Source organism: Hominiventricola filiformis, from assembly GCF_020686965.1.
Lineage (GTDB): Bacteria > Bacillota > Clostridia > Lachnospirales > Lachnospiraceae > Hominiventricola > Hominiventricola filiformis.
The window spans coordinates 259112-278855 of the sequence record NZ_JAJEPS010000001.1; the positions used below are offsets into that span (position 1 = coordinate 259112).

Sequence of the window (19744 nt, forward strand, 5' to 3'; positions counted from 1 at the left end):
AAACAGGCAAGGAATAGAGATACTCTACCCCTGCCTGAATCGTCATTGACAGCTGTATAATAATCTTCCGCAGTTTCGGAAGATCGGACGGACTTATTCCTAAGCGAATAAAAAACCCATCACTCTGTTTTTTACCTTCATGAGTTCTCTCGGCGGCATGCCGGTAAAGAATTCAATCGGCTGCTTTGCCGCTCTGGCTGCAAAATATGCAGCATATTCTGCGGATACCTCCGGCATGATCTGGATTCCCGGAGAATTTCTGGACATGAGCTTATTGACGGCAATCATATCTGCACCGGTCAGATCCTCCATCCCTGAAAGATCAATTTCCGTGTAGACCTTTCCTTCAAATGTGTACGGTTTTTTAAACTGAATAACAAGGCTTTCCTCTTCCGGATCTTCGATCTGATCAGCTTTTAAAACTTCTACTTCATTAGCCATTAGCTATAAGACCTCACTTTCTCCAATAAATCCTTTTCATTTACGATAAACACAGAATTCAGTTTGTCATATTCCAGCTTCTTTACGCCGTCGATCTCGATGAGAATATACAAAAGTTCCAGCGTCACACTGGAACCCATCTGTTTTCCCTGTTCATAATTTCCGGGTGTAAAGCTTTTCAGTCGACCTCTCTCTACGATACGCATGCCTTTATAGTCCAATGCACCGGTTGCTTTTACCGTGCTCTGGGCAGATGCTCTGAATGTCAGATCTACCATAGACGACGGATCCATCAGAGAGAAGATATCTTCATCCAGAATACGAAACGGAACCTCCTGTGTCATGGAAGAATAGGATCCTGGAACAGAAGTTTCATAGGATCCAAGGATTCCGGCACCTGATACTTCCTCTGTGATTGCATCAAACGTAGGAAGTGTTACTGCGCCAGACACACCGATAAGAACATTTCCATTGTTGTACACATTGTAATTATTGATAATCTCCGGTACATTCGTAATATTGCTCATGCTTACTCACCTCCGCCTAATGCTGTTTCAATCATGGACGGATCGAATTCCAGAATATTCAGAATATCTTCCGCCGGAGTGTACGGTGCCAGATACTGGCGGAACACGATTTTCCCATCCAGAACCTGATTAATCGGATTGTCCTCTTTGTCGTACACCATTCTGATGCCGGCACACTTACCCATGGATGCAAGACTGTTTCCGCGAACATTTTCTGTGTCCACGATGCTCTCGATCAGCCGGTAGTTTGCCGGATTGTCTACTTTTTCCATGTATCTGGTAATGAAGCTATTTCCCCACCAGGAGAAAAAGCGCCTGCAACAGATCCACCGGTCTTTCGGATCTGTCACATTCGGATACGCTGCGGTATTGTTTCCCCAGGCTTTGTAGCCGTTCAGATTGATGGCCGTGACCACTCCTACGGCATTCAATTCATTTCCCTGAAGATTGTCCAACAGCACCTCCGTACCATCAGACAGCACAGTGGCGCTGATCGGAAGCGCATGGTTTGATGGGGACAGATTCGGTACGTTATCATTCTGATAATCGGTGTATGCCACCAGTGCAGCATACATTGCGGAATATGCCATATCTTTTCCGGCATATCTGACTTTCGGCCACAGCAAAACGGCATGCTCAGAAGTAATTCCGGAATCTGCTTTCGCCTGCTCGACGTCGGTGTACTTGGTCACAGTTTCCGTGTCCAGATCGACAAGGCATTCACAGCGAAATAAGCCGTTGATATCCATACATTTGTTGACCAGTGCAATACCGACAGCCGGCTCCTGCGTCCAACCTGGTGCCAGAAGCAGTCCCGGTGTCAGCCCAAAAGACGGATATACTTTACGAACCAGCTCAAACCCTGTTTCAACTCCGGTTTCCGCATCATAAGAGCCAATGATGTCAGCTGCTTTTACCTTCGTCGGGTCCAGCTTCTTTCCGGTTACGTTCAGCGGATCTGTATTGTCTGCCAACATCGTAAATACCATGCAGCCCTCATCGTTGTACTCGACACTGTAATCTTCATCCAGCGTCTTTCCAGCCACGGTGAGTCCATCCAGCAGGACTCCCTTCACTTTCGATACGGCCTGCCCGTCCACAATCTGCAATTCCTCCGTATAGGAAGCTGTATGCTTCGCCGGGTCCAAAACATTGCACAACACAACCGGTCCGACTCCGAATGCTTTGAAAAAAGCATCCATAGACTGACACAATGTGTAAGACTCATAGTCATCAGAATAACCAAGATTCTGCGCTGCCTCTGCAAACGTTTTACAAAGGAACAGCTTATTCGTTGCTTCTTTCGGATTGGCTGCCATATTGATCGGTGCTGTTCCAAAAATCACCGGCACACCATTCTCAATAATGACCGGTGCAGCAATATTGGTCGGATTCTCCTGAATCCGGATACCATGCTTATACGCCATCTTATTTTCCTCCTGTAAATCTCTTTGATACCTGTGTGCAGATCGTTCCAAGCACACTCTGTTCTTTTCCAAGTTCTTTGGAAGCAGCGGCTATGCCGTCCAAAGAAACAAATAACTTCTTCATAGGCGGATATTCATCGCAACATTTTTTCACTTTGTCCGGTAAAACTCCGTCTTTGAATACGGTGGAATGTCTGATAATTCCAATAAGTGAGGGACCAAGATACATCAAGTTTCCTGATCCCTCTGATTTTTTGACAGTTGACTTTTCAACAGCTACTTCAACTGCATTCTCTTTTTCAATTGATTTTTCTTCACTCAAGCCAGTGGATCCTCCCTTCTGACTGCGGCAATATTAAACTTCATATGACAGGCTCCGAAATGATAAGGGTAATAGTTATCTTCCTGAAGCATCCACTGAAAATCTCCCGTATACGCTGCCAGCTTGTTCAGGCATGGGCTTTCACTGAATCGTTCATATATCTTCTGAACTACATTCAGGACATCCCGATGCCCCTGTGCATCCTGCGCATCATCCCAGATTCCAATAATCAGGATCACGCTCACCGTATTGAAACTATCCTTTCCAAGCGGATTCTCCCCACTGGAAAGACGTACAATCACGTACGGAAATGGATCTTCTTCATCGTCTGTCTGTTGAACCGGAATTGACTGTGTAAATACGTTCATGGAAGCCCGTTCGCCAGCCGGAGTCTTATATGCATATGGTTTCAATATATACCGGATCTCTGTTGCCAACGCGTCTTGAAATTCTATCGGTGTCATAATTCTTACCCCAAGTACCTGTTAATCTGTGTTTCAATACTCTTTTCCAGAATATCCATTACATTGTCATGGATATTGTCCATGTATACCACTTCTTCCATCTTCGGCGTGGCCAGCGAATACAGTGATTCGATTGCCTCTTTTCGGGGATCTGAACGCATCTTTTTCCCTGGCACACGCTCTGCAAAAGCAAGATGTCCGCTGTGATATTTCACTACAAATCCTTTGTACTGATCACTCCCAGATCCCATCTTCGCTGCAATTTGTTTCAACGTTCCGGTCTTTTTACCCCGGGCCTTAATCCATTTGGGAGCACCTTTACTTCCCGGATAATAGGTCTGTGGACGGACCTGAAAATCATACAATTCATTCGGAGTACCACGAACAGTAATAATCGCCTGCAGATTTCGTGTAGTGGCCTTTCTCAGATCATTTGCAGATTTAATATCCCTTTTAAAGATATACCTCCCTTTGGTTTCCGAAATCATTGTCTTTTCAATCTGCTTCGCTGCATTATTTATTGCACTCCGGAGCGCAATTTTCGATTTATCCTTTGTCATTCCAAGTGCTGCCTCGATCTTCGTCAGATCCTGCATCTCTACCTGAAAATGGATCATCATGTCTTATTCGCCTCCAGACTGATGGAATAGATACCACCTTCATCGATGGCATCTGATACGATATAGCTTTTTTTGTCAAGAGTCAGCAGCCGTCCAACAGCTGGCAATGGTCCAAAATCCTCTGCCTTAACATATAAAAGTACCTCTTTCAGGTATACTCCATCTGCATAGAGGCTCCTCTTATACTGATACCGCTTTTCACGGTCAATCATCTCATTGTTATCAATGATACAAGGCATCTCTTTTCCACCAATGACATGCGTATCTGCGAATTCATCCAGATTCATAAATACAGTCTTATTGTCCTGCTCTACCAACTCTTTGAATGACATCATAACTTACTTTTCCTTCCGCTGCTCCGTATCCGGAACCCTTCCAACGAGATCTCCCTCTGGCGCTGACTCCGGGCCAACGGCTTCTCCGGAAAGACCTCCGATAGCAGTCACCGGTATCGCTTTGATCACCTCTGATGATTCTCCCATCCATACTGCGGTTCCTGCATCAATCCATGCTTTCACCATGTCCAGATTATTGGTCGGAAGCTCCTGTCCAGGCACATACTGCCTGGAATTATACAGGATATGCGACACTGCCCTCAGTACAGGGGATTCCTCCGATTTCTCTGATTCCGGCACAACCTCCTCAGTAATCTCCGGCACAGCCTCCTCAGTAATCTCCGGCACAGCCTCCTCAGTAATCTCCGGCACAGCCTCCTCAGTAATCTCCGGCACAGCCTCAGCTTCTTTTTTTGCTGCCATAGTCACTCCTCCTAACCAAGCAGTTTCACCAGGATCTGACTTTCACCTGCTGCGGAATTTTCCGCTGCATAACCGGCAGGCGTATTAGATCCTGCTGTTGCCGTAATTCCGGTACCATCGAAGAACACATCTGCGCCAAACTTAATCTCTCCACTGTCTGTTTTCGGAATCTTATAGACTCCGGTTACATGGATAGATCCTTTTTCATTCGGATTGATAGATGTTCCTACTACAGCAATCCGGTGTTTATTAAGATCAATGATCGAATTGGCTTCAATCACTGTTGATCCTGTGTTTACATAATCAAGGCTCTCGCCTCTCTGCCAGTAAATAGCTTTACTCATGATCACCTTCTCCTTTCTATGCCAGCTCGATCGGGTTCTTTACTTCGATACCCGGATTCATGATTGCTCCGCGATAATCCATAACACTGATACCCCAGTCAAGATAGATATCCCATACAAAGCCAAGCTGTCCAGGAGTCTCCATTCTTCTGATGGTCGGAATCTCCTGACCATTCAGGTAGTCAACCTCAACAAAGTCAGTATCGTCTTTCGCGCCAAGCAGCCACCATGGCATCTTGTTTCCGAAGCCGCCGCAAAGTGCATTGATGGTCGGATCTTCTATTACCGTAATGCTGTCCTTGTATCTGTAAAGCGGATTCACTGCCTGCGTATTATCAGTTGTATTGATTGTCGGGCTGAAGAACAGAGTATACATATCAAACATGTATCCACTCGGCACAATAATGATTGCCGGTCTAATAATGATTGCCTCACCGAACTGGTCTTCCTGATTCTGAAGTGCAAGGATCATTCCCTGAACAGCTTCTTTGGTAATTCCGGTACCTTTCGCAAGAAGGTTTTTATGCTTGGTGCTGAACAACTGTACACCATCATATACGGCCGGGTTATTCACCAGAATCTGATAGCACTGCTTATTGATGGTCTTCCTTGCACTTGCTGCATATCTTGCAGGGATTCTCGTCACAAGATCAATATCATCGTTAATGAACGCCTGACGGGTCAGCGTAAACTGACGGCCATAGGTTCTCAGTTTTCTGGTCGGCAGTTTCTCATCTCTGAAAATATCATGTTTCAGTTCTCCGCCTTCCGGAACCTCAAGAAACTCACCAGCCGGACCAGCCAGATAATTGTTGTCATGTGTCTTAAAATCTTTCAGGCTGCCCTTCTTCGTCCACTGATCGAATGTTACTGCAACTGTCTTATGTCCTTCCACGTATGCCTTATTGATAGCATTGTCAAGGATGGACGGAAATGCTGCGGTCGGATTGTAGAACTGTCTTTCGCTCATCATCATTCCATACAGCTCATCTGCTGACTTTCTGTTAAGACCCGTCTGTCCTTCTTTTGCCATACATTCAATAGCAAGATCACGAAGTGACATTCCCATCAGCTGACGGGCTCCTTCTGCAGGTCTTTCCAGTGAAATGCCACTTCTCATAACGAGCGCATCTCCGGCAGCGGCTCTGAATTTATCCTGCTCATCTGCAACCATCTCTGCTCTTCCACGGGAAGCAATCGGAGTTCCTGCGGATACCATGCCGTCCAGAATTGCTGTTCTGACTGCATCTACAGATGTACCTTCCCTGATATATTTGCTCAGGTCTTCCGCCGGGACATCGAAGTTCCGGCAAAGGTTTGTAATTTCAAGACAACGAGCCTGCTCAGCCGCACGCACCTCTTCCGGACTCTCTGTGGATGCTCCTACTGTCGGTTCCGTTGTCTGCTCACCCATTGCGTCAATAGATCTCTGCAGGCTGTCAAACTCTGCCTGTTCTTCTGCAGTAAGCTCTCTCTGTGCAGCTCTTGCTGTATTAAGAAGCTCCTGCTGTCTCTGAATCATCTGTTCGCGATTCATAAATTTTTACCTCCTGTTAAACGATTTTTATTTATCTGGAGCTGCTTCTCATTATAGTAAAAGCTGCTTACTCCCTTTTCTGTTTCAGCCTGCTGCTCCTGTGATCTGCCAACCCCAACGGTTGGATCCGCAGGAACGCTTACGATAGAAATCTCATACGGGGTCCATCGTGTGGCAATATCACACGGTCCCGTAAATCTTCCATCACTGGACTGTTTGTTTGCGGATACCTCTTCCCAGACATCCACAATATACCCAACGGACACACCTTTCAGTGTTCCACTGGATACTTTCTGATAGATAATCTCGGATGTATCATCAGAATCAAATTCGATCTCCGCGCATCCGCGGTTGCCATCTACCCATGCACGCAGAACCTTTCCAATAACTTTTTCCCGGTTATGATTGTATAAAACAACCCCTATGGAATTCAGTCTTTCAAGGTTCACTGCACTCTCTGTATGTGACAGAATCTCCGTACCCCACCAGCGGTTGTACGGCTCCTCAGATGAAAAAGAGAGGGTGAATTTTCTTTCATTTCCCTCTCCTTCCATTCTGACAAGACTGCCCTCTGTCAGATAACGCTGCAGGCTGCCGCCCATCTCGTTATTCTTCTTTTCGCTTGGATTCATCTCCGCCGCCCTCGTCAGGTGCCGGATCTTCTTTTTGCCCAAATATCACACCTCCCATGTCTACGCCTTTTTCCTTTCCATAGGCAAGGACTTCCGCCATATCATCAATCTGAGACCTCCAGTCCCGGCCATTCTCCGCAGCAATCTGCTTGAACGTCTTCTGACCGGTCTGCATGGCTGTCTTCGTTGCATTGGACTCCTTCTGCGGATCAATCCATGATTTTGGCTCCTGAATCCATTCATGATCCAGGTATTTATCCTTATCCTGCCAGAATTTCGGAATATTGATTTTATTACTCAACACAGCTGAGATAACAAACGTTTCATAGATCTCATCCAGAATCTCAATCAGCAGTTCCTTTTCTTCTTTGTAAGTCAGTTCATCTTCAATCAGCCCCTGTCTGGTAGAAGAATAAGTGCTCTCTGCCATATCACGGCTAACCGCCTCATAACTGATTCCCTGACCTGCACCTACAAGGCGCTGCTGCAGCTTTGCAAAATTCGTTGCATCGGATCCTTGCCCGGAAGGATTCACTACCTGAACCTCATCACCGGCATTCATTTCTTTGATCATGCCAGGACTGATGGTTTTTCCTTCGTAAGAAATCTTCGGTTCACTGGAAGAGGCATTTCCTCTTCCATACGGGTTCAATCCCGTTGTCGGCAATGCTTTTTTAATAAACACAGCAAGGCAGGCTTCGATACGTTCCTTCACTGACACAGCTGTCATGAATTCGTTGATATCCCGAATTCGTGGAATCGTCGGCACCATATCCGATATCTCCCTGAGCTGTGACGGTCTCTGTTTCGTAAAATAAAAAATGACATCTTTGGCTTCTACATATACCGGCTCACGCTGGCTGAAACCATCAATGTCATACTGTCTGATAAAATACCCTACAGGCTTATTGAATTCATTATATTCAATGCCTCCAATTACCTTATTTCCAGGTTTCCGTGGCTGCATCGTGGTAAGGTCCAGCTCATCCACCTCGATCATCTGAAGCTTAAATGGGACATATCCATCTTTCGTATAACGCTTAACAAAGAGGATACCTCCATCCACCCGCTTACGCTTAACTGCCATGCGAATGATCTGATTCAGACTCTGTGTTCCGGTCACATCACAATTCTGTTTTTTACACCATTTCTTCCAGGCTTTCTCGATCTGTTTATTCAGATCCGGGTCATCCGTTTTTACCTGAATCTGATAACCGCCGCCTACAACGTTTCTCTTATAGGCACCGATCACAGAATTCATGACATCACTGTTACGTTCCAGATCTCTGGCTCTTGCCCGGACATTATCCCGACTGTACCGATCTGTGTTTTCTGCCGATGCATTCATCACCCGCCAGTTGGCATTGGTCCGACTGTAATCACCGGCATCATAATATAATCTCATCTCCTCATAGGCCTGACGGTAAACTTCTCTCTCATATGCTGCTTTCGGAGATATTGCTGCCACGATATGATCAATAAAATTCATGTTTACCTCCCGTCAAAAATACCTACATAGCAATCATCCAGAAGCCCATTATCGCCTGCATTCTCTCTGGCAATCTGGGCTTCTATATCATTTTTAATAGCATATATCTGTTTCAGATCCGCTCGGGTCAAACTTCTGGAACCGATTTTATACGACTGTCCACCAACGGTAATCGCATATATGGCCTGATTCAGACCATCCAGCAAATCCTGCTTTGATATTTTATCAGCCATAACGCGCTCCTCCTAACCAGTTTTCATTCGCTTTAATCCATTGCTCTTCCGGTGCATCCGGATCTTCTTCCTTCTGAGTCTGCACCTCGTCTACATCTTCTTGCAGCAGATGCAAGGTCCTGACTCCTCGGATATCTGCCGCCACCAGGGCATATACTTCTGCATCCAGGTAATGGTTATCTGCATGGCTTCTCTTCGGAACCCACACCTGCTTTACTACACCATTTTTCTTCACATTTACCTTATGCTCAGCCGTTACCTGTTCGGCATATTCCGTATCGCATCCGGCATATACCATCCAGCTTCCTCTGCCATTCGGGCGCTTCATACGGCCGGCAATCATATCTTTATATGCATTGCCATCTGCAACTACCAAAGTCATACCATATGCTTTACTGTCTGCCTTCGTTATCTTGCTCATCTTGTATGGGCTTAATTGTTCATGGCTGGATCCTTTTACAGGCAATGCATAATCTGCATGTGTCACACAGAAATCGTATACCATATCGGTCTGATCTCCTGAATCCACCAGACACAGGTTTACAACTACCGGATCACCATCTTCCGTCTGGTACTGAAGATTCATGATCCTATCAATCTCTGAAAAGGATAATGCCTGGCCATGTGCAATATTCTGGCTTGTCAGGTAATCTCCCCATGCTCTGATGGTCCAATACAATGATGTCTCCTGAACATCGACCCCTGCTGTCAGAAGTTTTGTCCATGACGGCACAACATATGCCGGAACCTCTGTCTGACGTTCCATCACCATATCAGCATTCGTTTTCAGCTTCGTATCCTCCCATGGCTCTGCCAGCCATGAATTGACAAAATTCTGAAAATCTTCTGGATTGTCCTTTGTCTGAAGAAATTCTTTTGCGATATCAGACCAGCGAACAAAGGGACTGTACAGGGTGTTGATCCAAAATGCTACATTCCGGACATACTTTGTACTATGGCGAACTGTTCTCCATTCGCCAAGTCTCAGCATGTTATGCTTATCGTTATCTGTAATCACACATCCGCATTTCTGGCACACATAGGTAGCAAATTCTGCCCGGTCAGCATAGCTCATTCCCTCATCACTGGGAAAGCGAATGTTCGGAAACTGAAATTCAATGTACTCTCCGCAGTGCGGGCATGGCACAAAGAAATGTTTTTCGATATCAGCATTTTCTTTTTCTTGCCAGATATGACCGGTTTTCAAAGTCGGCGTACTGGTTATGAATATTTTTTTGTTATGGAACGTTTTTGTACGCTCCGTAGCAAGCTTTATTGGATCAGCCTCTTTATTGCTGGCTCCCGGATACTTGTCAACCTCATCCATCATCAGAAATCGGATAGGTTTACTTGCAAGACCTGACGGAGAATTGGACCCGGCCAGTGTCAGGTACATTCCATCAAAATGCAATTCCAACAATGGTGATGTATCATCAAACTTTTTTGCAATCTCTGGCGTTGCTTTTAACATCGGCTGCAATCGGTTTTCTGAAATAGATTTTGCCAGTGTATCCGTCGGATACACGATCATGGTCGGCGCCGGATCCTGCATGACAATGTAGCCGATCATATTCTGAAGAGATTCGGTACCACCAACCTGCGTCGGCTTTACAAATACAATCTTTTCGGTCTCATAATTATTGAATTCATCCATAACCCCTTTCAAATATGGAGTAACATCATTACTCCACGGTCCTGGCATGGCTGCTGATTTTGCATCCAATATACGATACTTTTCCGCCCATTCGGAAACCGTTAATTGTTCCGGCGGACTCAAATACTGCAGGGCTTCATACTGGTATTGTGTTACCAGTATTTTTTTACGCCTTGCCATTCTTTTCCTCTTCTTCTACAACAGCGTTTACTACAAAACTGTTAAGCAAACGCTGCACATCTTTCTGAAGTTCATTCTCTATCGATCTTACCTCAACCGGATCTACAAACCCGGTCAACCGCCCTGCCAGTTTACTCGGTAATGACATCGCAAACTTTTTAAATGAAATGAAGAAACGGCTGTAGTCCAGCTTTACTTCTTCAACAGATACATACTTTCCGGCTGCAATCTCAGTCCGCAAGCGGTGCAGCTCACTCTGCGATTCTTTCAATGCAATCTCAGCCCGGAGCTTCTGTTCTTTCAGTTTTCCCTCCGCCTCTGACTTTGATTTGCCATAAGCTTTGTCCTGAAGATACTTCACATACTTCTGAATCGTAGGAACAAGGTCATACCGCCTGCCTTCTTTCGTGGCAACCGTAGATATGACTCCTTCCTGCGTAAGCTGCTGTATTCTCCGAACACTCACGCCAAAAAGGTCCGCTATAATATCAACTTTATAGTATCCGTTTGTCTTTTCCTCTGCCATTCCATCACTCTATCCTTACAGCTTCCTGACCTGTATACTCTTCCCAGCGGCGAATAATCACACTGGCATAATGTTCATCGCATTCCATCACATAGGCATTGCGCCCCAGCTGTTCCGCTGCCATCAGTGTTGATCCGCTACCGCCAAACAAATCTCCAATATTCCAGCCCTTTTTACTGCTGTTCCTCATGAATTTTCCTATGAGTTCCAACGGTTTCATGGTTGGATGCAGATTATTGCTGACTGGTCTTTTTTCAAATATAACTGAACTCTGATCTGCATACTGGTGCATCTTATCCTTGATGTATGCAATGAGTTCAGGCTTTTTCATATTTTCAAAATCAATATCATCTTCCAGAATAACTGTATCCTGCGTTCTATCCTGAACAAAATAGTGCCCAGCTCCCGTTTTCCATCCGTAAAGAATAGGCTCATGTCGCCAGTGGTAGTCATTCTTTCCTATGACAAAGTTGTTCTTTTCCCATATCAGAACTTCAGCCAGTTTCAAGCCTGCATCCTGATAAGCCTTTCTGAAGGTCAATCCCTCAATATCTGCATGGAAAACATAGATGGCAGCACCATCTCTCATGCAGGCTTCCATATTTCCAAATGCTTTCAGCAAAAACATATAGAATTGATCCTGCTTCATAGAATCATTCTGGATTTTCATTGAACCATTACTGTTTGTGCGAAAAGCATCCATTTTTTTCTGCTTATCTTCATAAGCAACATTATATGGTGGGTCTGTGATGATAAGGTCCATCTTCTCATCACCCATCAGTCTTTTCACATCAGCTTCTGAAGTACTGTCTCCGCACATTAGTCGATGCCGGCCAAGCTGCCAAACATCACCGCTGTTTACAAGAGATAATTCCTCAACCTCCTCTGGTTTGAATTCATCTTCTGTAACCTCCGGTTCAAATCCTGACAAATCTATCAGATCCCCAAGCTCTTTACTGTCAAATCCGGTAAGACTCAGGTCATAATCGCCCAGGTCAAGATCCACCAGTAAATCTTTCAATTTATTGGTATCCCATTCTCCGGATATTTTGTTCATGGCAACATTGAGTGCCTTTTCATCTTCTTTATTCAGATCCAATACTACACACTCGGCCTCTGAATATCCAAGGTCTGAAAGAACCGTATGCCTCTGATGACCGCCAATAATGGTTCCATCAGAATTGATAATCATTGGATCCACATAACCAAAAGTCTCTATGCTGCGTTTGATTTTCTGATACTCCGAATCCGCTGGAGTCAACGCTTTTCGTGGATTATACTCTGCCGGCTTTAAATCAGATAACTTTCTTTTTTCAATTTTCATAGCAGTTTCTCCACTAAAAAAGCGAATGCACTGCTGCATCCGCCTCATTTCAAAATTTCACATTACCATATTATCACATGTCGGAGTGCTACTGCGTACTATTTTGCGTAACGAAATGGGGAAATTTTTTTACCTTTTATCGGCAAAAATACTGCGCTCGATTCGCCCCGCATTCCAGGTAGACACAGGTAGTACCTAAAGGGCACAGAAGGGGCTGTTTTGAGCCGTTTTTCTTCTATGGACAGGTGTTCCTCCTCTGGTCCCTCCTGTCTATAGACAGAGCTGTGAGCCGCTCAGTCTGTTCTTCTTTCCATGCCCTCTTGTCTCCTCTGGCTGTCGTTCTCTTCTTATCCCTTATCCTTGCCTATCCTCTGACGTGTGGCTGTCTTCTGTTCTGATCTGATCGGCACAGCTCTGCTTCAACTGGCATCTGTCTGCCTGATCTGATCGGCACACCCTGCCCGGCTGGACTGCGGTCTCCCTGATCTGATCGGCACAGCTTGCCCTTGCTGATCTCTGCCGTCTTGATCTGATAGACACACATGTCCTGCCTGACCGCTTTTTCTTCCTGTTCGGCACAGCTCTGCTTCAGCTGGTGGCTGTCTTCCGTCCCTCTCTGATCTAATCGGCACAGCTCTGTTTTCAGTCGGCTTGCTTTTTGCTTTGCCGCTCTTCTTTCCGTCTTCCGTTCTCTTCCATGCAAGTTTTTTGTGTGAGTTTTTATTGATATTTCAACGTTTTTCAGACTTCCGGAAAAGTTTTTTGAAAATTAGACTTGACAAAACCGGCACACCAGAGCGATGATACAGACACGCAAAGCAACGCTTTCAAGCGTCTATTTAATTTACTATAGAAGGATTCAATATGGCAACGAAAAACGAAAGATCTGAAATGCAGAACATGATCATCCATATGACCTACGGTGTTGAGGTTGAGATGACTGCAATTACAAGGGAAACCGCGGCAAGGGTAACCGCCAGCGTCCTTGGCTCCGGTTCATCTGTTCTGTATCTGGGAGGTGGGTACCATAAATACCAGGTTACTGACCCGCAGGGTCGCAAATGGCTCTTTGTTTCTGACTGCTCTATCAATGCAGTTGACAGTGACGGTCGTCAGGCTGACTGCCGAGGTGTCTATTCCTGCGAACTGAACACACCGCCACTGCTTCTGTCCGATATGGGAACCTTGCAGAACGTGATCCGGGCTTTACGGAATGCCGGAGCAAAAACTGGAGCCCGTTATGGCTGCGGAATCCACGTGCATGTAGGAAGCCAGGAACACACTGCAAAGTCACTGAAAAACTTTATCAACTTGATCTATTCGCAGGAGAACATGCTCTATAAAGCTTTAGGCGTGACTGGTTCCCGAATCCGTAACTGGTGCGTACCGATGAACAACCGCCGGAGCGGTGGCAATGACTACGGCACACCCACTCATTTCATGGATGACCTGAACAACTGCAAAACGATTGAACAGATCGAGGACGCCTGGTACAAAAATTTTTCCGGTTATGATGTGGATTACTGCAGATCAAATCATTATGACGAAAGCCGTTATCATCTGCTGAACCTGCACCGCTACTTCTCTACCAGAGGACAAAGTTGCAACACCATCGAGATACGTGCTTTCAATGCCACACTGCATGCCGGAGTCATCCGTTCCTTTGTCCTGCTGGTTCTGTCCATGAATGCGAAAGCCTTAATAAGTGACCGGATCAAAGCAGAAAAAAATCCAATCATGATTGCAGGCAACGAAAAATTTGCTATGCGGACATGGCTGGTGAGCATGGGCTGGACTGGTGATATGTTCAAAAATCCGAAAAACCACATGCTGAAAAATCTTACAGGCAATTCCGCTTGGCGGTTTGGTAAAAACTTCGATCAGTTTTTGTACTTTGAAACACTGAAAAAGGCTGAGGCATTTTGCAAAAAGCACGGATATGCAAAAAATATCAGCTTTGACTCTGAAAAAAATATGTACCTGTTATCTATCGCATAACAGTAGCCCTGTGGCAAATCCCCGGTTCGACTCCGGGGAGGGCTTTCCGGTATTTTTCCGGCTTGAAAAAATTTTTTCAAAAATAGACTTGACATTCCAAACACGCAGAGTTAGAGTCACAGCATAAACAAGAAACGCTTTCAAGCGTATTTAAAAAGATTTTAAAATAGGAGGTTCGCTTATGTGTACAATGGCAATCAATCAGGAACTGAACGGTATCGAATTAACTTTTGAGGGAAAACCCGCTGAAGAAATCCGGGAAGCAATGAAGGCAGCAGGGTTCCGGTGGCATCGCATGAAAAAGCTGTGGTATGCAAAGAACACCGCAGATCGCAAGGCATTAGCTGAAAAGTTATCTGGCAGCTCCGCTACTCCGGCACAGGCTCCGGTAGCAAAAAAATCTGAACCAGTTTCAAAGTTCGGCATCAAAGCTGGAGACATCCTGACAGACTCATGGGGATACGAACAAACAAACGTGGAGTTTTATCTGGTAACAAAGATCATCAGCGCCTGCAAAATCGAAATCGTAGAACTTGGCCATATCGAAACGGAAACCAACAGTGCCATGAGCGGTTATGTAATCCCGGATCAGCACAACCGGATCAGTGATCCGATTCAGAAAACCGTGTCCCAGGATTCTTACGAAAAAGCTAACGGCGGCTGGCATGTAAAAATAAGCAGCTGCATCTCTTTAACCCCATGGGACGGACAGCCGTGCTTCCAGTCTTCCTGGTACTAATTCCCCGGTACGGTTTCGCTGAGGGTTCGATTCCCTCAGCCGGGATTCCCGGAAACATCCGGAACAAAAATTTGTGGAGGTAATGAATATGATTATGGGAACAGGAAACGGCTTCAAATTTGTTTACGACTTGCCGGAAAATATCAAGAATGTGGATCAGCTGAACAGTTTGATCTATGACTACAATTACAACGAAAGTCAACGGGATGAGCTGCAGGGTCAGCCAAAACTGCTTGGGTTCAACGGTCCCATGTACAACGGCACAAAAATTCTGAAAAGCACCGGTGAAGAGGTGGTCATTATCCGGTACGAACTTCCAAAAAAGCAGGAGGTGTAAAACATGGCAGATTTTCTTTTTTGGATTTTAATTGGATATGGTCTCCGGTACACGTGGGAGATCATGATTGGAAGAATTGAAATTTAGCAAGCGCGATCGGCGCGGCTCCGGGTTCAATCCCCGGACTTGCTTTCCCCGAGTACCGGGAATCAAAAAAATCTGGAGGTCAAAATTATGATGAACAAAAAAATTCTTTTAACCATGGCAGCAGTTGCTGGCGCTTTCCTGATCAGCTGTACTGTTAAAAATCCGGTAGTTGCCGCTCCTGCAGCACACACTTATCCAACTGCCGGAGTGATCATTGATCTGGATGAAAAAAGCGATCTTGTAACATTTTCCACCGGATCCGGTCTGCTGTACAGCTTTTATGGCATCAACGACTACGCCGAGGGTGATATCGTGGCAGCTATCATGGATGATAACGGCACAACTGATTCCGTGCTGGATGACAAAATTGCATCCGTGAGATATGCCGGATGGGCAGGGCTCTTTGAAGAAATCTGTGATAATTAGCCTGAATGGTTCCAGCCGGGTTCAATTCCCGGCACAGGCTTTACCGGTTAACCGGTCAAAAAATATTTCGGAGGTGTCACGTATGAAAAAATTATTCGGGGTTTTGCTGGATGTGCAAAATTCCAAGGTTCAAAAAATCGAGATTGAGGATTCTCTGGATGAATTCTACCGGATTCTGAATTGTAGCTTGGTAGATATGCCAGTAAGAAAAATCGGCAACAAATATTTTACTATCATCTGTGATGATGAGGGTTTATTTGCTGAAGATTACAAAATTTCAGCAACCAACAATTTCGGTCAGCCACAACTTGTTGGCAATCTTTTTATTGTAAGCGCTGAAAATATTGATGGCGAACTGCAAAGCCTGACCGATGACGATGCTAATTATATTCTGAAGCATGTCTTAACTATTTTCACCAGAAAACATCCCGAAGGTTACCCGGCTCTGACACAAGTTGAATATTAAAAAATGGAGGTACATATCATGAAAAAATCAAAAAAATTCTATGTTGCTTATGGATCAAATTTGCATCAGGGGCAGATGCAGTACCGCTGCCCGGATGCCACCGTTTATGGCACAGGTGTGGTCAAAAATTATTCTCTCACTTTCTGGGGGAACGCACGCGGCTGCGGTGTTGCAACAATTCTGCCCGGTGCGCAGACAGACGTCCCGGTTGCCGTCTGGAAAATCTCCGCATCTGATGAAAGAAACTTGGACCACTATGAAGGGTACCCTCACCTTTACCGAAAAGAAAATATTGAGGTTGCAATGGATGACGGCACAACTCTGACCGGTATTATTTATCTGATGAATCAGGGTATCGCAACGGAACCCAACTCATACTATTATTCTACCATCGTCCATGGATATCAGGACTTCGGCTTTGACCTTGCATTCCTTGAGGATGCCCGTCAAAAAATTTATCTGGAAGCATCTGCATTCCGGGAGCATCGCTTCAAAAAATTTGTATGACAAACTACTGCCATGATAGTATAATAAAAGCGCCGGGATATTTCCGGCGCTAAAAAAATCAGAGGTGATGGTATGGCTTACATCAAAAAAAATAATCTGACCAAATTAACAAAAATACGGCAGGATCTTGGTATGACCCGTGCACAGCTGGCTGAAAAATCCGGCGTCAGCGCCCGCGCGATTGAAAGATATGAGCAGCGCCGGTCAAGCATTAATGATGCCTCTGTGGGCCGTGTCCGTGATCTTGCACGTGCGCTTGGAGTCCCGATCGAAAACATTATTGACGACGATTAAAAAAGCACCTTTATCGGTGCTTTTTTCATGTCCTATCCTATCTCTCGTCAAAATATTTTTTGAAACTCAGGAATGCCTCTTCTGCTGTTTCTACTTCCTTCGGATCTCCCGCAATGGATACCGACAGGCTTTCTCCATCAAAATATGCTGCCACTGGTGCTTCACCATCAATCAGCTCGCCGGTCTGTGTCTCAATGAAAAGCGGGCAATTCTCCCAGAAAATCCTTCTGCGCTGCTCTTCTGTGCATCCTTCCAACTCTTCCTCATCAAATTCACCGCAGTCACCATAGTCCGCGAAACTGAAATAAATGGGATACCTTGCTGCAGCTAACATATCTGCCAGATCAAAAATAATCTTCGACTCCGGATGTCTCACTATAAAAAATTGTTTTTCCATGGCTGTGCCCTCCTCTGCCTGATCAAAATTATAGCTAGGTACGCATCAGGCCGTCAATCTCTTTTTCGTATTCCCGTACAAGCTCCTGAACCTTGGCAAATTCCAACAGCCGGTACAAACCTTTCCTCCAGTACTGTGTCGCCGGGGTCTTGGAAAGATGCTCATGTTCACAAATTCCTTTCCAGGCTAACCCGTCAATATATTTGTATTCCAGAATAGCCCGCTCCGTGGAGTCCTCGTTCAAAAATTCCAGGATGTCTGTGATTTTCACATATTCCTTTTTCATCTCCTGAATCTTTTCATCAATTCGTGTGTTGATCTCATCTAGCTCATAGCTCAGCCCGGCACACCCGACATTCTCCCCGCTGCCTTTTGGCATTCCATCTATAACGGGTGAATGCAGCGGGCTATAAAATTCCTTCTCCAGGTCATACTTTCTCCGCTCCAGCGCCCGCTTCCGATTCTTACAGCGATTATAGGAATTCAAATATTTGTCCAATAGAACCGCTTCCGGCGATAATCGTTCCTTATGCCTCTCCATCCGGATCATCTCCTTTTGTCAAAAAATATACCGCATCTTTGAGAATCTGGATCTGTTCCACGTGCTTTTCCTTATGATCAAAATCCCTTACCGGCACACCTCTACGATTCAATGCGTCAATCATCATCTGAATGCTCTGACAGAGTACTCCGGTTGGAACATCATCAAACAGATTTCCGTTTTCTACCTTCCGCAGCAGTTTCTTCGTCGATCTTTTCATCAAAATTTCCTCCCCTCTTTAATCCTTCCTGAATCAGCCGTTCCGCATCCTCCGGAAAAATACACACACCTGCAATGCCTCCTGCTGCCCGGATCTGCCTGATCGTCTGTTCCTGGATCTTGCTCAGCTTTCCAAAATACGGCCGCTTTACTTCAAATCCATAATATCTACCATAGATAACAGCAGATACATCCGGGATGCCTTGGCGGCTGTATTCCCCAGCCGCCTCCTTCCAAACAAAGGCATCTGGATATGCTATTTTTACATAATCCATGATTTTTTTCTGATAGTAGCTTTCTTTCGGCACATGCTCCTGCAGGTATCTTTCAGCACTGATACAGCCTTGTACATTTTCTCTGACAAAAATTAATGCTTCCGCTTTTGTCTGAAACCGGTCAAGTCCTTTGATCATTCTTCCTGCAGCCGCCTTTCATAGATGTATAAAATCACAAGAAATATGGCTGCTATGATATCATCAACCTTCCTGGCTTGTATTTCCCTGTAAAACAGAAGCTCAAGGAACTGCCAGATCTTCGTGATTCCCCACACGATTGCCATGGAATTCATCAATGCGATAAATCTATTTTGCATTCTTCAGCCTTTCCTCTTCATCTTCAACTACTTTCCAGAACACACTTCCTTTGATCTCTGTCATGAAATTAAGTAATTCGATATCAGAATCTGCTTTAATCGCCCCATATAAAATATCTCCGACCATAAAGCATCTACTTGAAACTTTTCCCATAACCATTAGACCGTAACGTAAATAACTTGGTTTTACAGGAACTTTCAGATGCTTTGTTTTCACGGTTTCAAGCCAATCCCTGGTTATAGCACAATTTTTCTTAAAATATCTCACTCCACATCCATTCGTTTTCTTCGTAAACATCCCATCAAATTTTTTCAGATCATTTTCCGTCGGAATAATCATCACACACTTATCTGATGGCACATATTCCGTCGCTTCGATTTCATGAATCTCCAAAAATTCATTGAAAACTATCCAATAGTTATTCAAATCCTTTCTGAACTGCATATATGCTGCATAGAAATCACTGTCTTTGTTAATTGTAAAAAATTTTTCACTCACTTCTCTACCTCCGAAAATACCTGCATTGCTTTTCCAAATGCTATGTAATTATCTATTGCCCGCTGCAGACTTACCATTCCAATTCCGGGAGATGGTCGATCATATGAAACCGGTTTAGCTTTTCTTTCGGCACAGTAATCCCTGTTCATACATTTTCTGCATCT

At 44.9% G+C, this 19744-nt stretch carries 31 protein-coding genes; 7 read left to right on the top strand and 24 right to left on the bottom strand.

The annotated features are described in order from the left end of the window. Nucleotides 1-99: 99 nt before the first annotated feature. The 17 genes from LKD36_RS01225 to LKD36_RS01305 all read right to left on the bottom strand — a co-directional run bounded on the left by LKD36_RS01225 (nucleotide 100) and on the right by LKD36_RS01305 (nucleotide 13181). Nucleotides 100-441: a phage tail assembly protein gene (locus LKD36_RS01225; protein ID WP_308458350.1), complete on the bottom strand. Its 342-nt coding sequence runs from the start codon at nucleotides 439-441 to the stop codon at nucleotides 100-102. After that, complete coding sequence (locus LKD36_RS01230; RefSeq protein ID WP_308458351.1) at nucleotides 441-968, bottom strand: phage major tail tube protein; 528 nt, start codon at nucleotides 966-968, stop codon at nucleotides 441-443. The genes LKD36_RS01225 and LKD36_RS01230 overlap by 1 nt, the downstream gene beginning before the upstream one ends. A gap of 2 nt (nucleotides 969-970) precedes the next feature. After that, entirely contained in the window at nucleotides 971-2395 is a 1425-nt protein-coding gene (locus LKD36_RS01235; RefSeq protein WP_308458352.1) for a phage tail sheath family protein, read from the bottom strand. Nucleotide 2396: 1 nt separating this feature from the next. After that, a complete protein-coding gene (locus LKD36_RS01240; protein ID WP_308458353.1) occupies nucleotides 2397-2717 on the bottom strand; it encodes a hypothetical protein in 321 nt (106 codons plus the stop codon). Continuing rightward, complete coding sequence (locus tag LKD36_RS01245) at nucleotides 2714-3181, bottom strand: hypothetical protein (RefSeq protein WP_308458354.1); 468 nt, start codon at nucleotides 3179-3181, stop codon at nucleotides 2714-2716. Before LKD36_RS01245 ends, LKD36_RS01240 begins: the two co-directional genes overlap by 4 nt. A gap of 5 nt (nucleotides 3182-3186) precedes the next feature. Continuing rightward, nucleotides 3187-3801, bottom strand: a complete 615-nt coding sequence (locus LKD36_RS01250) for a hypothetical protein (RefSeq protein WP_308458355.1) — start codon at nucleotides 3799-3801, stop codon at nucleotides 3187-3189. After that, nucleotides 3798-4136 carry a hypothetical protein gene (locus tag LKD36_RS01255; RefSeq protein WP_308458356.1) on the bottom strand — a complete coding sequence of 113 codons (339 nt, stop codon included), beginning with the start codon at nucleotides 4134-4136 and terminating at the stop codon, nucleotides 3798-3800. Before LKD36_RS01255 ends, LKD36_RS01250 begins: the two co-directional genes overlap by 4 nt. Nucleotides 4137-4139: 3 nt before the next feature. Continuing rightward, nucleotides 4140-4559: a hypothetical protein gene (locus LKD36_RS01260; RefSeq protein ID WP_308458357.1), complete on the bottom strand. Its 420-nt coding sequence runs from the start codon at nucleotides 4557-4559 to the stop codon at nucleotides 4140-4142. Nucleotides 4560-4570: 11 nt separating this feature from the next. Next, nucleotides 4571-4903, bottom strand: a complete 333-nt coding sequence (locus LKD36_RS01265; protein ID WP_308458358.1) for a DUF2190 family protein — start codon at nucleotides 4901-4903, stop codon at nucleotides 4571-4573. Between the two features lie 16 nt (nucleotides 4904-4919). After that, nucleotides 4920-6440 carry a phage major capsid protein gene (locus LKD36_RS01270; RefSeq protein WP_308458359.1) on the bottom strand — a complete coding sequence of 507 codons (1521 nt, stop codon included), beginning with the start codon at nucleotides 6438-6440 and terminating at the stop codon, nucleotides 4920-4922. Beyond that, entirely contained in the window at nucleotides 6437-7114 is a 678-nt protein-coding gene (locus LKD36_RS01275) for an HK97 family phage prohead protease (RefSeq protein ID WP_331465085.1), read from the bottom strand. The genes LKD36_RS01270 and LKD36_RS01275 overlap by 4 nt, the downstream gene beginning before the upstream one ends. Next, complete coding sequence (locus LKD36_RS01280) at nucleotides 7047-8561, bottom strand: phage portal protein (RefSeq protein WP_308458360.1); 1515 nt, start codon at nucleotides 8559-8561, stop codon at nucleotides 7047-7049. Before LKD36_RS01280 ends, LKD36_RS01275 begins: the two co-directional genes overlap by 68 nt. Before the next feature lie 2 nt (nucleotides 8562-8563). Next, entirely contained in the window at nucleotides 8564-8794 is a 231-nt protein-coding gene (locus LKD36_RS01285; protein WP_308458361.1) for a peptidylprolyl isomerase, read from the bottom strand. Further along, nucleotides 8787-10628 (bottom strand): phage terminase large subunit family protein, encoded by a 1842-nt coding sequence (locus tag LKD36_RS01290; RefSeq protein WP_308458362.1) that lies wholly within the window; start codon nucleotides 10626-10628, stop codon nucleotides 8787-8789. Before LKD36_RS01290 ends, LKD36_RS01285 begins: the two co-directional genes overlap by 8 nt. Continuing rightward, on the bottom strand, nucleotides 10615-11154 hold the full coding sequence (locus LKD36_RS01295; protein ID WP_308458363.1) for a hypothetical protein: 540 nt from the start codon (nucleotides 11152-11154) through the stop codon (nucleotides 10615-10617). The genes LKD36_RS01290 and LKD36_RS01295 overlap by 14 nt, the downstream gene beginning before the upstream one ends. A gap of 4 nt (nucleotides 11155-11158) precedes the next feature. Next, nucleotides 11159-12478: a site-specific DNA-methyltransferase gene (locus LKD36_RS01300; RefSeq protein ID WP_308458364.1), complete on the bottom strand. Its 1320-nt coding sequence runs from the start codon at nucleotides 12476-12478 to the stop codon at nucleotides 11159-11161. Nucleotides 12479-12842: 364 nt separating this feature from the next. Further along, nucleotides 12843-13181: a hypothetical protein gene (locus tag LKD36_RS01305; RefSeq protein ID WP_308458365.1), complete on the bottom strand. Its 339-nt coding sequence runs from the start codon at nucleotides 13179-13181 to the stop codon at nucleotides 12843-12845. A gap of 161 nt (nucleotides 13182-13342) precedes the next feature. On the opposite strand from LKD36_RS01305, the gene LKD36_RS01310 reads away from it, so the two are divergent. From LKD36_RS01310 to LKD36_RS01340, 7 genes are all read left to right on the top strand, one after another. Then, nucleotides 13343-14476, top strand: coding sequence for an amidoligase family protein (locus LKD36_RS01310; RefSeq protein ID WP_308458366.1), 1134 nt, complete (start codon nucleotides 13343-13345; stop codon nucleotides 14474-14476). Nucleotides 14477-14657: 181 nt separating this feature from the next. After that, nucleotides 14658-15215: a hypothetical protein gene (locus LKD36_RS01315; RefSeq protein WP_308458367.1), complete on the top strand. Its 558-nt coding sequence runs from the start codon at nucleotides 14658-14660 to the stop codon at nucleotides 15213-15215. Nucleotides 15216-15303: 88 nt separating this feature from the next. Then, a complete protein-coding gene (locus tag LKD36_RS01320; protein WP_308458368.1) occupies nucleotides 15304-15552 on the top strand; it encodes a hypothetical protein in 249 nt (82 codons plus the stop codon). 174 nt (nucleotides 15553-15726) lie between these two features. Then, nucleotides 15727-16065, top strand: a complete 339-nt coding sequence (locus tag LKD36_RS01325; protein ID WP_308458369.1) for a hypothetical protein — start codon at nucleotides 15727-15729, stop codon at nucleotides 16063-16065. A gap of 82 nt (nucleotides 16066-16147) precedes the next feature. Next, nucleotides 16148-16531 carry a DUF3846 domain-containing protein gene (locus LKD36_RS01330; protein WP_308458370.1) on the top strand — a complete coding sequence of 128 codons (384 nt, stop codon included), beginning with the start codon at nucleotides 16148-16150 and terminating at the stop codon, nucleotides 16529-16531. Between the two features lie 18 nt (nucleotides 16532-16549). Beyond that, nucleotides 16550-17038, top strand: coding sequence for a gamma-glutamylcyclotransferase family protein (locus LKD36_RS01335; RefSeq protein WP_308458371.1), 489 nt, complete (start codon nucleotides 16550-16552; stop codon nucleotides 17036-17038). Nucleotides 17039-17110: 72 nt separating this feature from the next. Next, on the top strand, nucleotides 17111-17332 hold the full coding sequence (locus LKD36_RS01340; protein ID WP_308458372.1) for a helix-turn-helix domain-containing protein: 222 nt from the start codon (nucleotides 17111-17113) through the stop codon (nucleotides 17330-17332). 37 nt (nucleotides 17333-17369) lie between these two features. Here LKD36_RS01340 and LKD36_RS01345 read toward each other — a convergent pair whose 3' ends face one another. Genes LKD36_RS01345 through LKD36_RS01375 form a run of 7 tightly spaced genes read right to left on the bottom strand, consistent with a single transcriptional unit; the run spans nucleotide 17370 to nucleotide 19729 of the window. Continuing rightward, nucleotides 17370-17729, bottom strand: a complete 360-nt coding sequence (locus tag LKD36_RS01345; protein WP_308458373.1) for a hypothetical protein — start codon at nucleotides 17727-17729, stop codon at nucleotides 17370-17372. A 34-nt stretch (nucleotides 17730-17763) separates the two neighbouring features. Beyond that, nucleotides 17764-18270, bottom strand: coding sequence for a hypothetical protein (locus tag LKD36_RS01350; protein ID WP_308458374.1), 507 nt, complete (start codon nucleotides 18268-18270; stop codon nucleotides 17764-17766). Further along, entirely contained in the window at nucleotides 18257-18490 is a 234-nt protein-coding gene (locus LKD36_RS01355; protein WP_308458375.1) for a hypothetical protein, read from the bottom strand. Before LKD36_RS01355 ends, LKD36_RS01350 begins: the two co-directional genes overlap by 14 nt. Then, a complete protein-coding gene (locus tag LKD36_RS01360) occupies nucleotides 18435-18902 on the bottom strand; it encodes a VRR-NUC domain-containing protein (protein WP_308458376.1) in 468 nt (155 codons plus the stop codon). The genes LKD36_RS01355 and LKD36_RS01360 overlap by 56 nt, the downstream gene beginning before the upstream one ends. Continuing rightward, nucleotides 18899-19081 (bottom strand): hypothetical protein, encoded by a 183-nt coding sequence (locus LKD36_RS01365; RefSeq protein WP_308458378.1) that lies wholly within the window; start codon nucleotides 19079-19081, stop codon nucleotides 18899-18901. The genes LKD36_RS01360 and LKD36_RS01365 overlap by 4 nt, the downstream gene beginning before the upstream one ends. Further along, complete coding sequence (locus LKD36_RS01370; RefSeq protein ID WP_308458379.1) at nucleotides 19071-19580, bottom strand: hypothetical protein; 510 nt, start codon at nucleotides 19578-19580, stop codon at nucleotides 19071-19073. Before LKD36_RS01370 ends, LKD36_RS01365 begins: the two co-directional genes overlap by 11 nt. Next, entirely contained in the window at nucleotides 19577-19729 is a 153-nt protein-coding gene (locus LKD36_RS01375; protein WP_308458380.1) for a hypothetical protein, read from the bottom strand. The genes LKD36_RS01370 and LKD36_RS01375 overlap by 4 nt, the downstream gene beginning before the upstream one ends. Nucleotides 19730-19744: the final 15 nt, after the last annotated feature.

Bases quoted from the DNA above. Each gene is read 5' to 3' on its own strand.
- LKD36_RS01355 (WP_308458375.1), bottom strand. From the start codon at position 18,490: ATGAAAAGATCGACGAAGAAACTGCTGCGGAAGGTAGAAAACGGAAAT.
- LKD36_RS01365 (WP_308458378.1), bottom strand. From the start codon at position 19,081: ATGCAAAATAGATTTATCGCATTGATGAATTCCATGGCAATCGTGTGG.
- LKD36_RS01335 (WP_308458371.1), top strand. From the start codon at position 16,550: ATGAAAAAATCAAAAAAATTCTATGTTGCTTATGGATCAAATTTGCAT.
- LKD36_RS01325 (WP_308458369.1), top strand. From the start codon at position 15,727: ATGATGAACAAAAAAATTCTTTTAACCATGGCAGCAGTTGCTGGCGCT.
- LKD36_RS01270 (WP_308458359.1), bottom strand. From the start codon at position 6,440: ATGAATCGCGAACAGATGATTCAGAGACAGCAGGAGCTTCTTAATACA.
- LKD36_RS01375 (WP_308458380.1), bottom strand. From the start codon at position 19,729: ATGAACAGGGATTACTGTGCCGAAAGAAAAGCTAAACCGGTTTCATAT.
- LKD36_RS01310 (WP_308458366.1), top strand. From the start codon at position 13,343: ATGGCAACGAAAAACGAAAGATCTGAAATGCAGAACATGATCATCCAT.
- LKD36_RS01295 (WP_308458363.1), bottom strand. From the start codon at position 11,154: ATGGCAGAGGAAAAGACAAACGGATACTATAAAGTTGATATTATAGCG.
- LKD36_RS01360 (WP_308458376.1), bottom strand. From the start codon at position 18,902: ATGATCAAAGGACTTGACCGGTTTCAGACAAAAGCGGAAGCATTAATT.
- LKD36_RS01255 (WP_308458356.1), bottom strand. From the start codon at position 4,136: ATGATGTCATTCAAAGAGTTGGTAGAGCAGGACAATAAGACTGTATTT.
- LKD36_RS01350 (WP_308458374.1), bottom strand. From the start codon at position 18,270: ATGGAGAGGCATAAGGAACGATTATCGCCGGAAGCGGTTCTATTGGAC.
- LKD36_RS01340 (WP_308458372.1), top strand. From the start codon at position 17,111: ATGGCTTACATCAAAAAAAATAATCTGACCAAATTAACAAAAATACGG.
- LKD36_RS01260 (WP_308458357.1), bottom strand. From the start codon at position 4,559: ATGGCAGCAAAAAAAGAAGCTGAGGCTGTGCCGGAGATTACTGAGGAG.
- LKD36_RS01290 (WP_308458362.1), bottom strand. From the start codon at position 10,628: ATGGCAAGGCGTAAAAAAATACTGGTAACACAATACCAGTATGAAGCC.
- LKD36_RS01250 (WP_308458355.1), bottom strand. From the start codon at position 3,801: ATGATGATCCATTTTCAGGTAGAGATGCAGGATCTGACGAAGATCGAG.
- LKD36_RS01230 (WP_308458351.1), bottom strand. From the start codon at position 968: ATGAGCAATATTACGAATGTACCGGAGATTATCAATAATTACAATGTG.
- LKD36_RS01320 (WP_308458368.1), top strand. From the start codon at position 15,304: ATGATTATGGGAACAGGAAACGGCTTCAAATTTGTTTACGACTTGCCG.
- LKD36_RS01300 (WP_308458364.1), bottom strand. From the start codon at position 12,478: ATGAAAATTGAAAAAAGAAAGTTATCTGATTTAAAGCCGGCAGAGTAT.
- LKD36_RS01265 (WP_308458358.1), bottom strand. From the start codon at position 4,903: ATGAGTAAAGCTATTTACTGGCAGAGAGGCGAGAGCCTTGATTATGTA.
- LKD36_RS01235 (WP_308458352.1), bottom strand. From the start codon at position 2,395: ATGGCGTATAAGCATGGTATCCGGATTCAGGAGAATCCGACCAATATT.
- LKD36_RS01330 (WP_308458370.1), top strand. From the start codon at position 16,148: ATGAAAAAATTATTCGGGGTTTTGCTGGATGTGCAAAATTCCAAGGTT.
- LKD36_RS01245 (WP_308458354.1), bottom strand. From the start codon at position 3,181: ATGACACCGATAGAATTTCAAGACGCGTTGGCAACAGAGATCCGGTAT.
- LKD36_RS01315 (WP_308458367.1), top strand. From the start codon at position 14,658: ATGTGTACAATGGCAATCAATCAGGAACTGAACGGTATCGAATTAACT.
- LKD36_RS01345 (WP_308458373.1), bottom strand. From the start codon at position 17,729: ATGGAAAAACAATTTTTTATAGTGAGACATCCGGAGTCGAAGATTATT.
- LKD36_RS01280 (WP_308458360.1), bottom strand. From the start codon at position 8,561: ATGAATTTTATTGATCATATCGTGGCAGCAATATCTCCGAAAGCAGCA.
- LKD36_RS01285 (WP_308458361.1), bottom strand. From the start codon at position 8,794: ATGGCTGATAAAATATCAAAGCAGGATTTGCTGGATGGTCTGAATCAG.
- LKD36_RS01225 (WP_308458350.1), bottom strand. From the start codon at position 441: ATGGCTAATGAAGTAGAAGTTTTAAAAGCTGATCAGATCGAAGATCCG.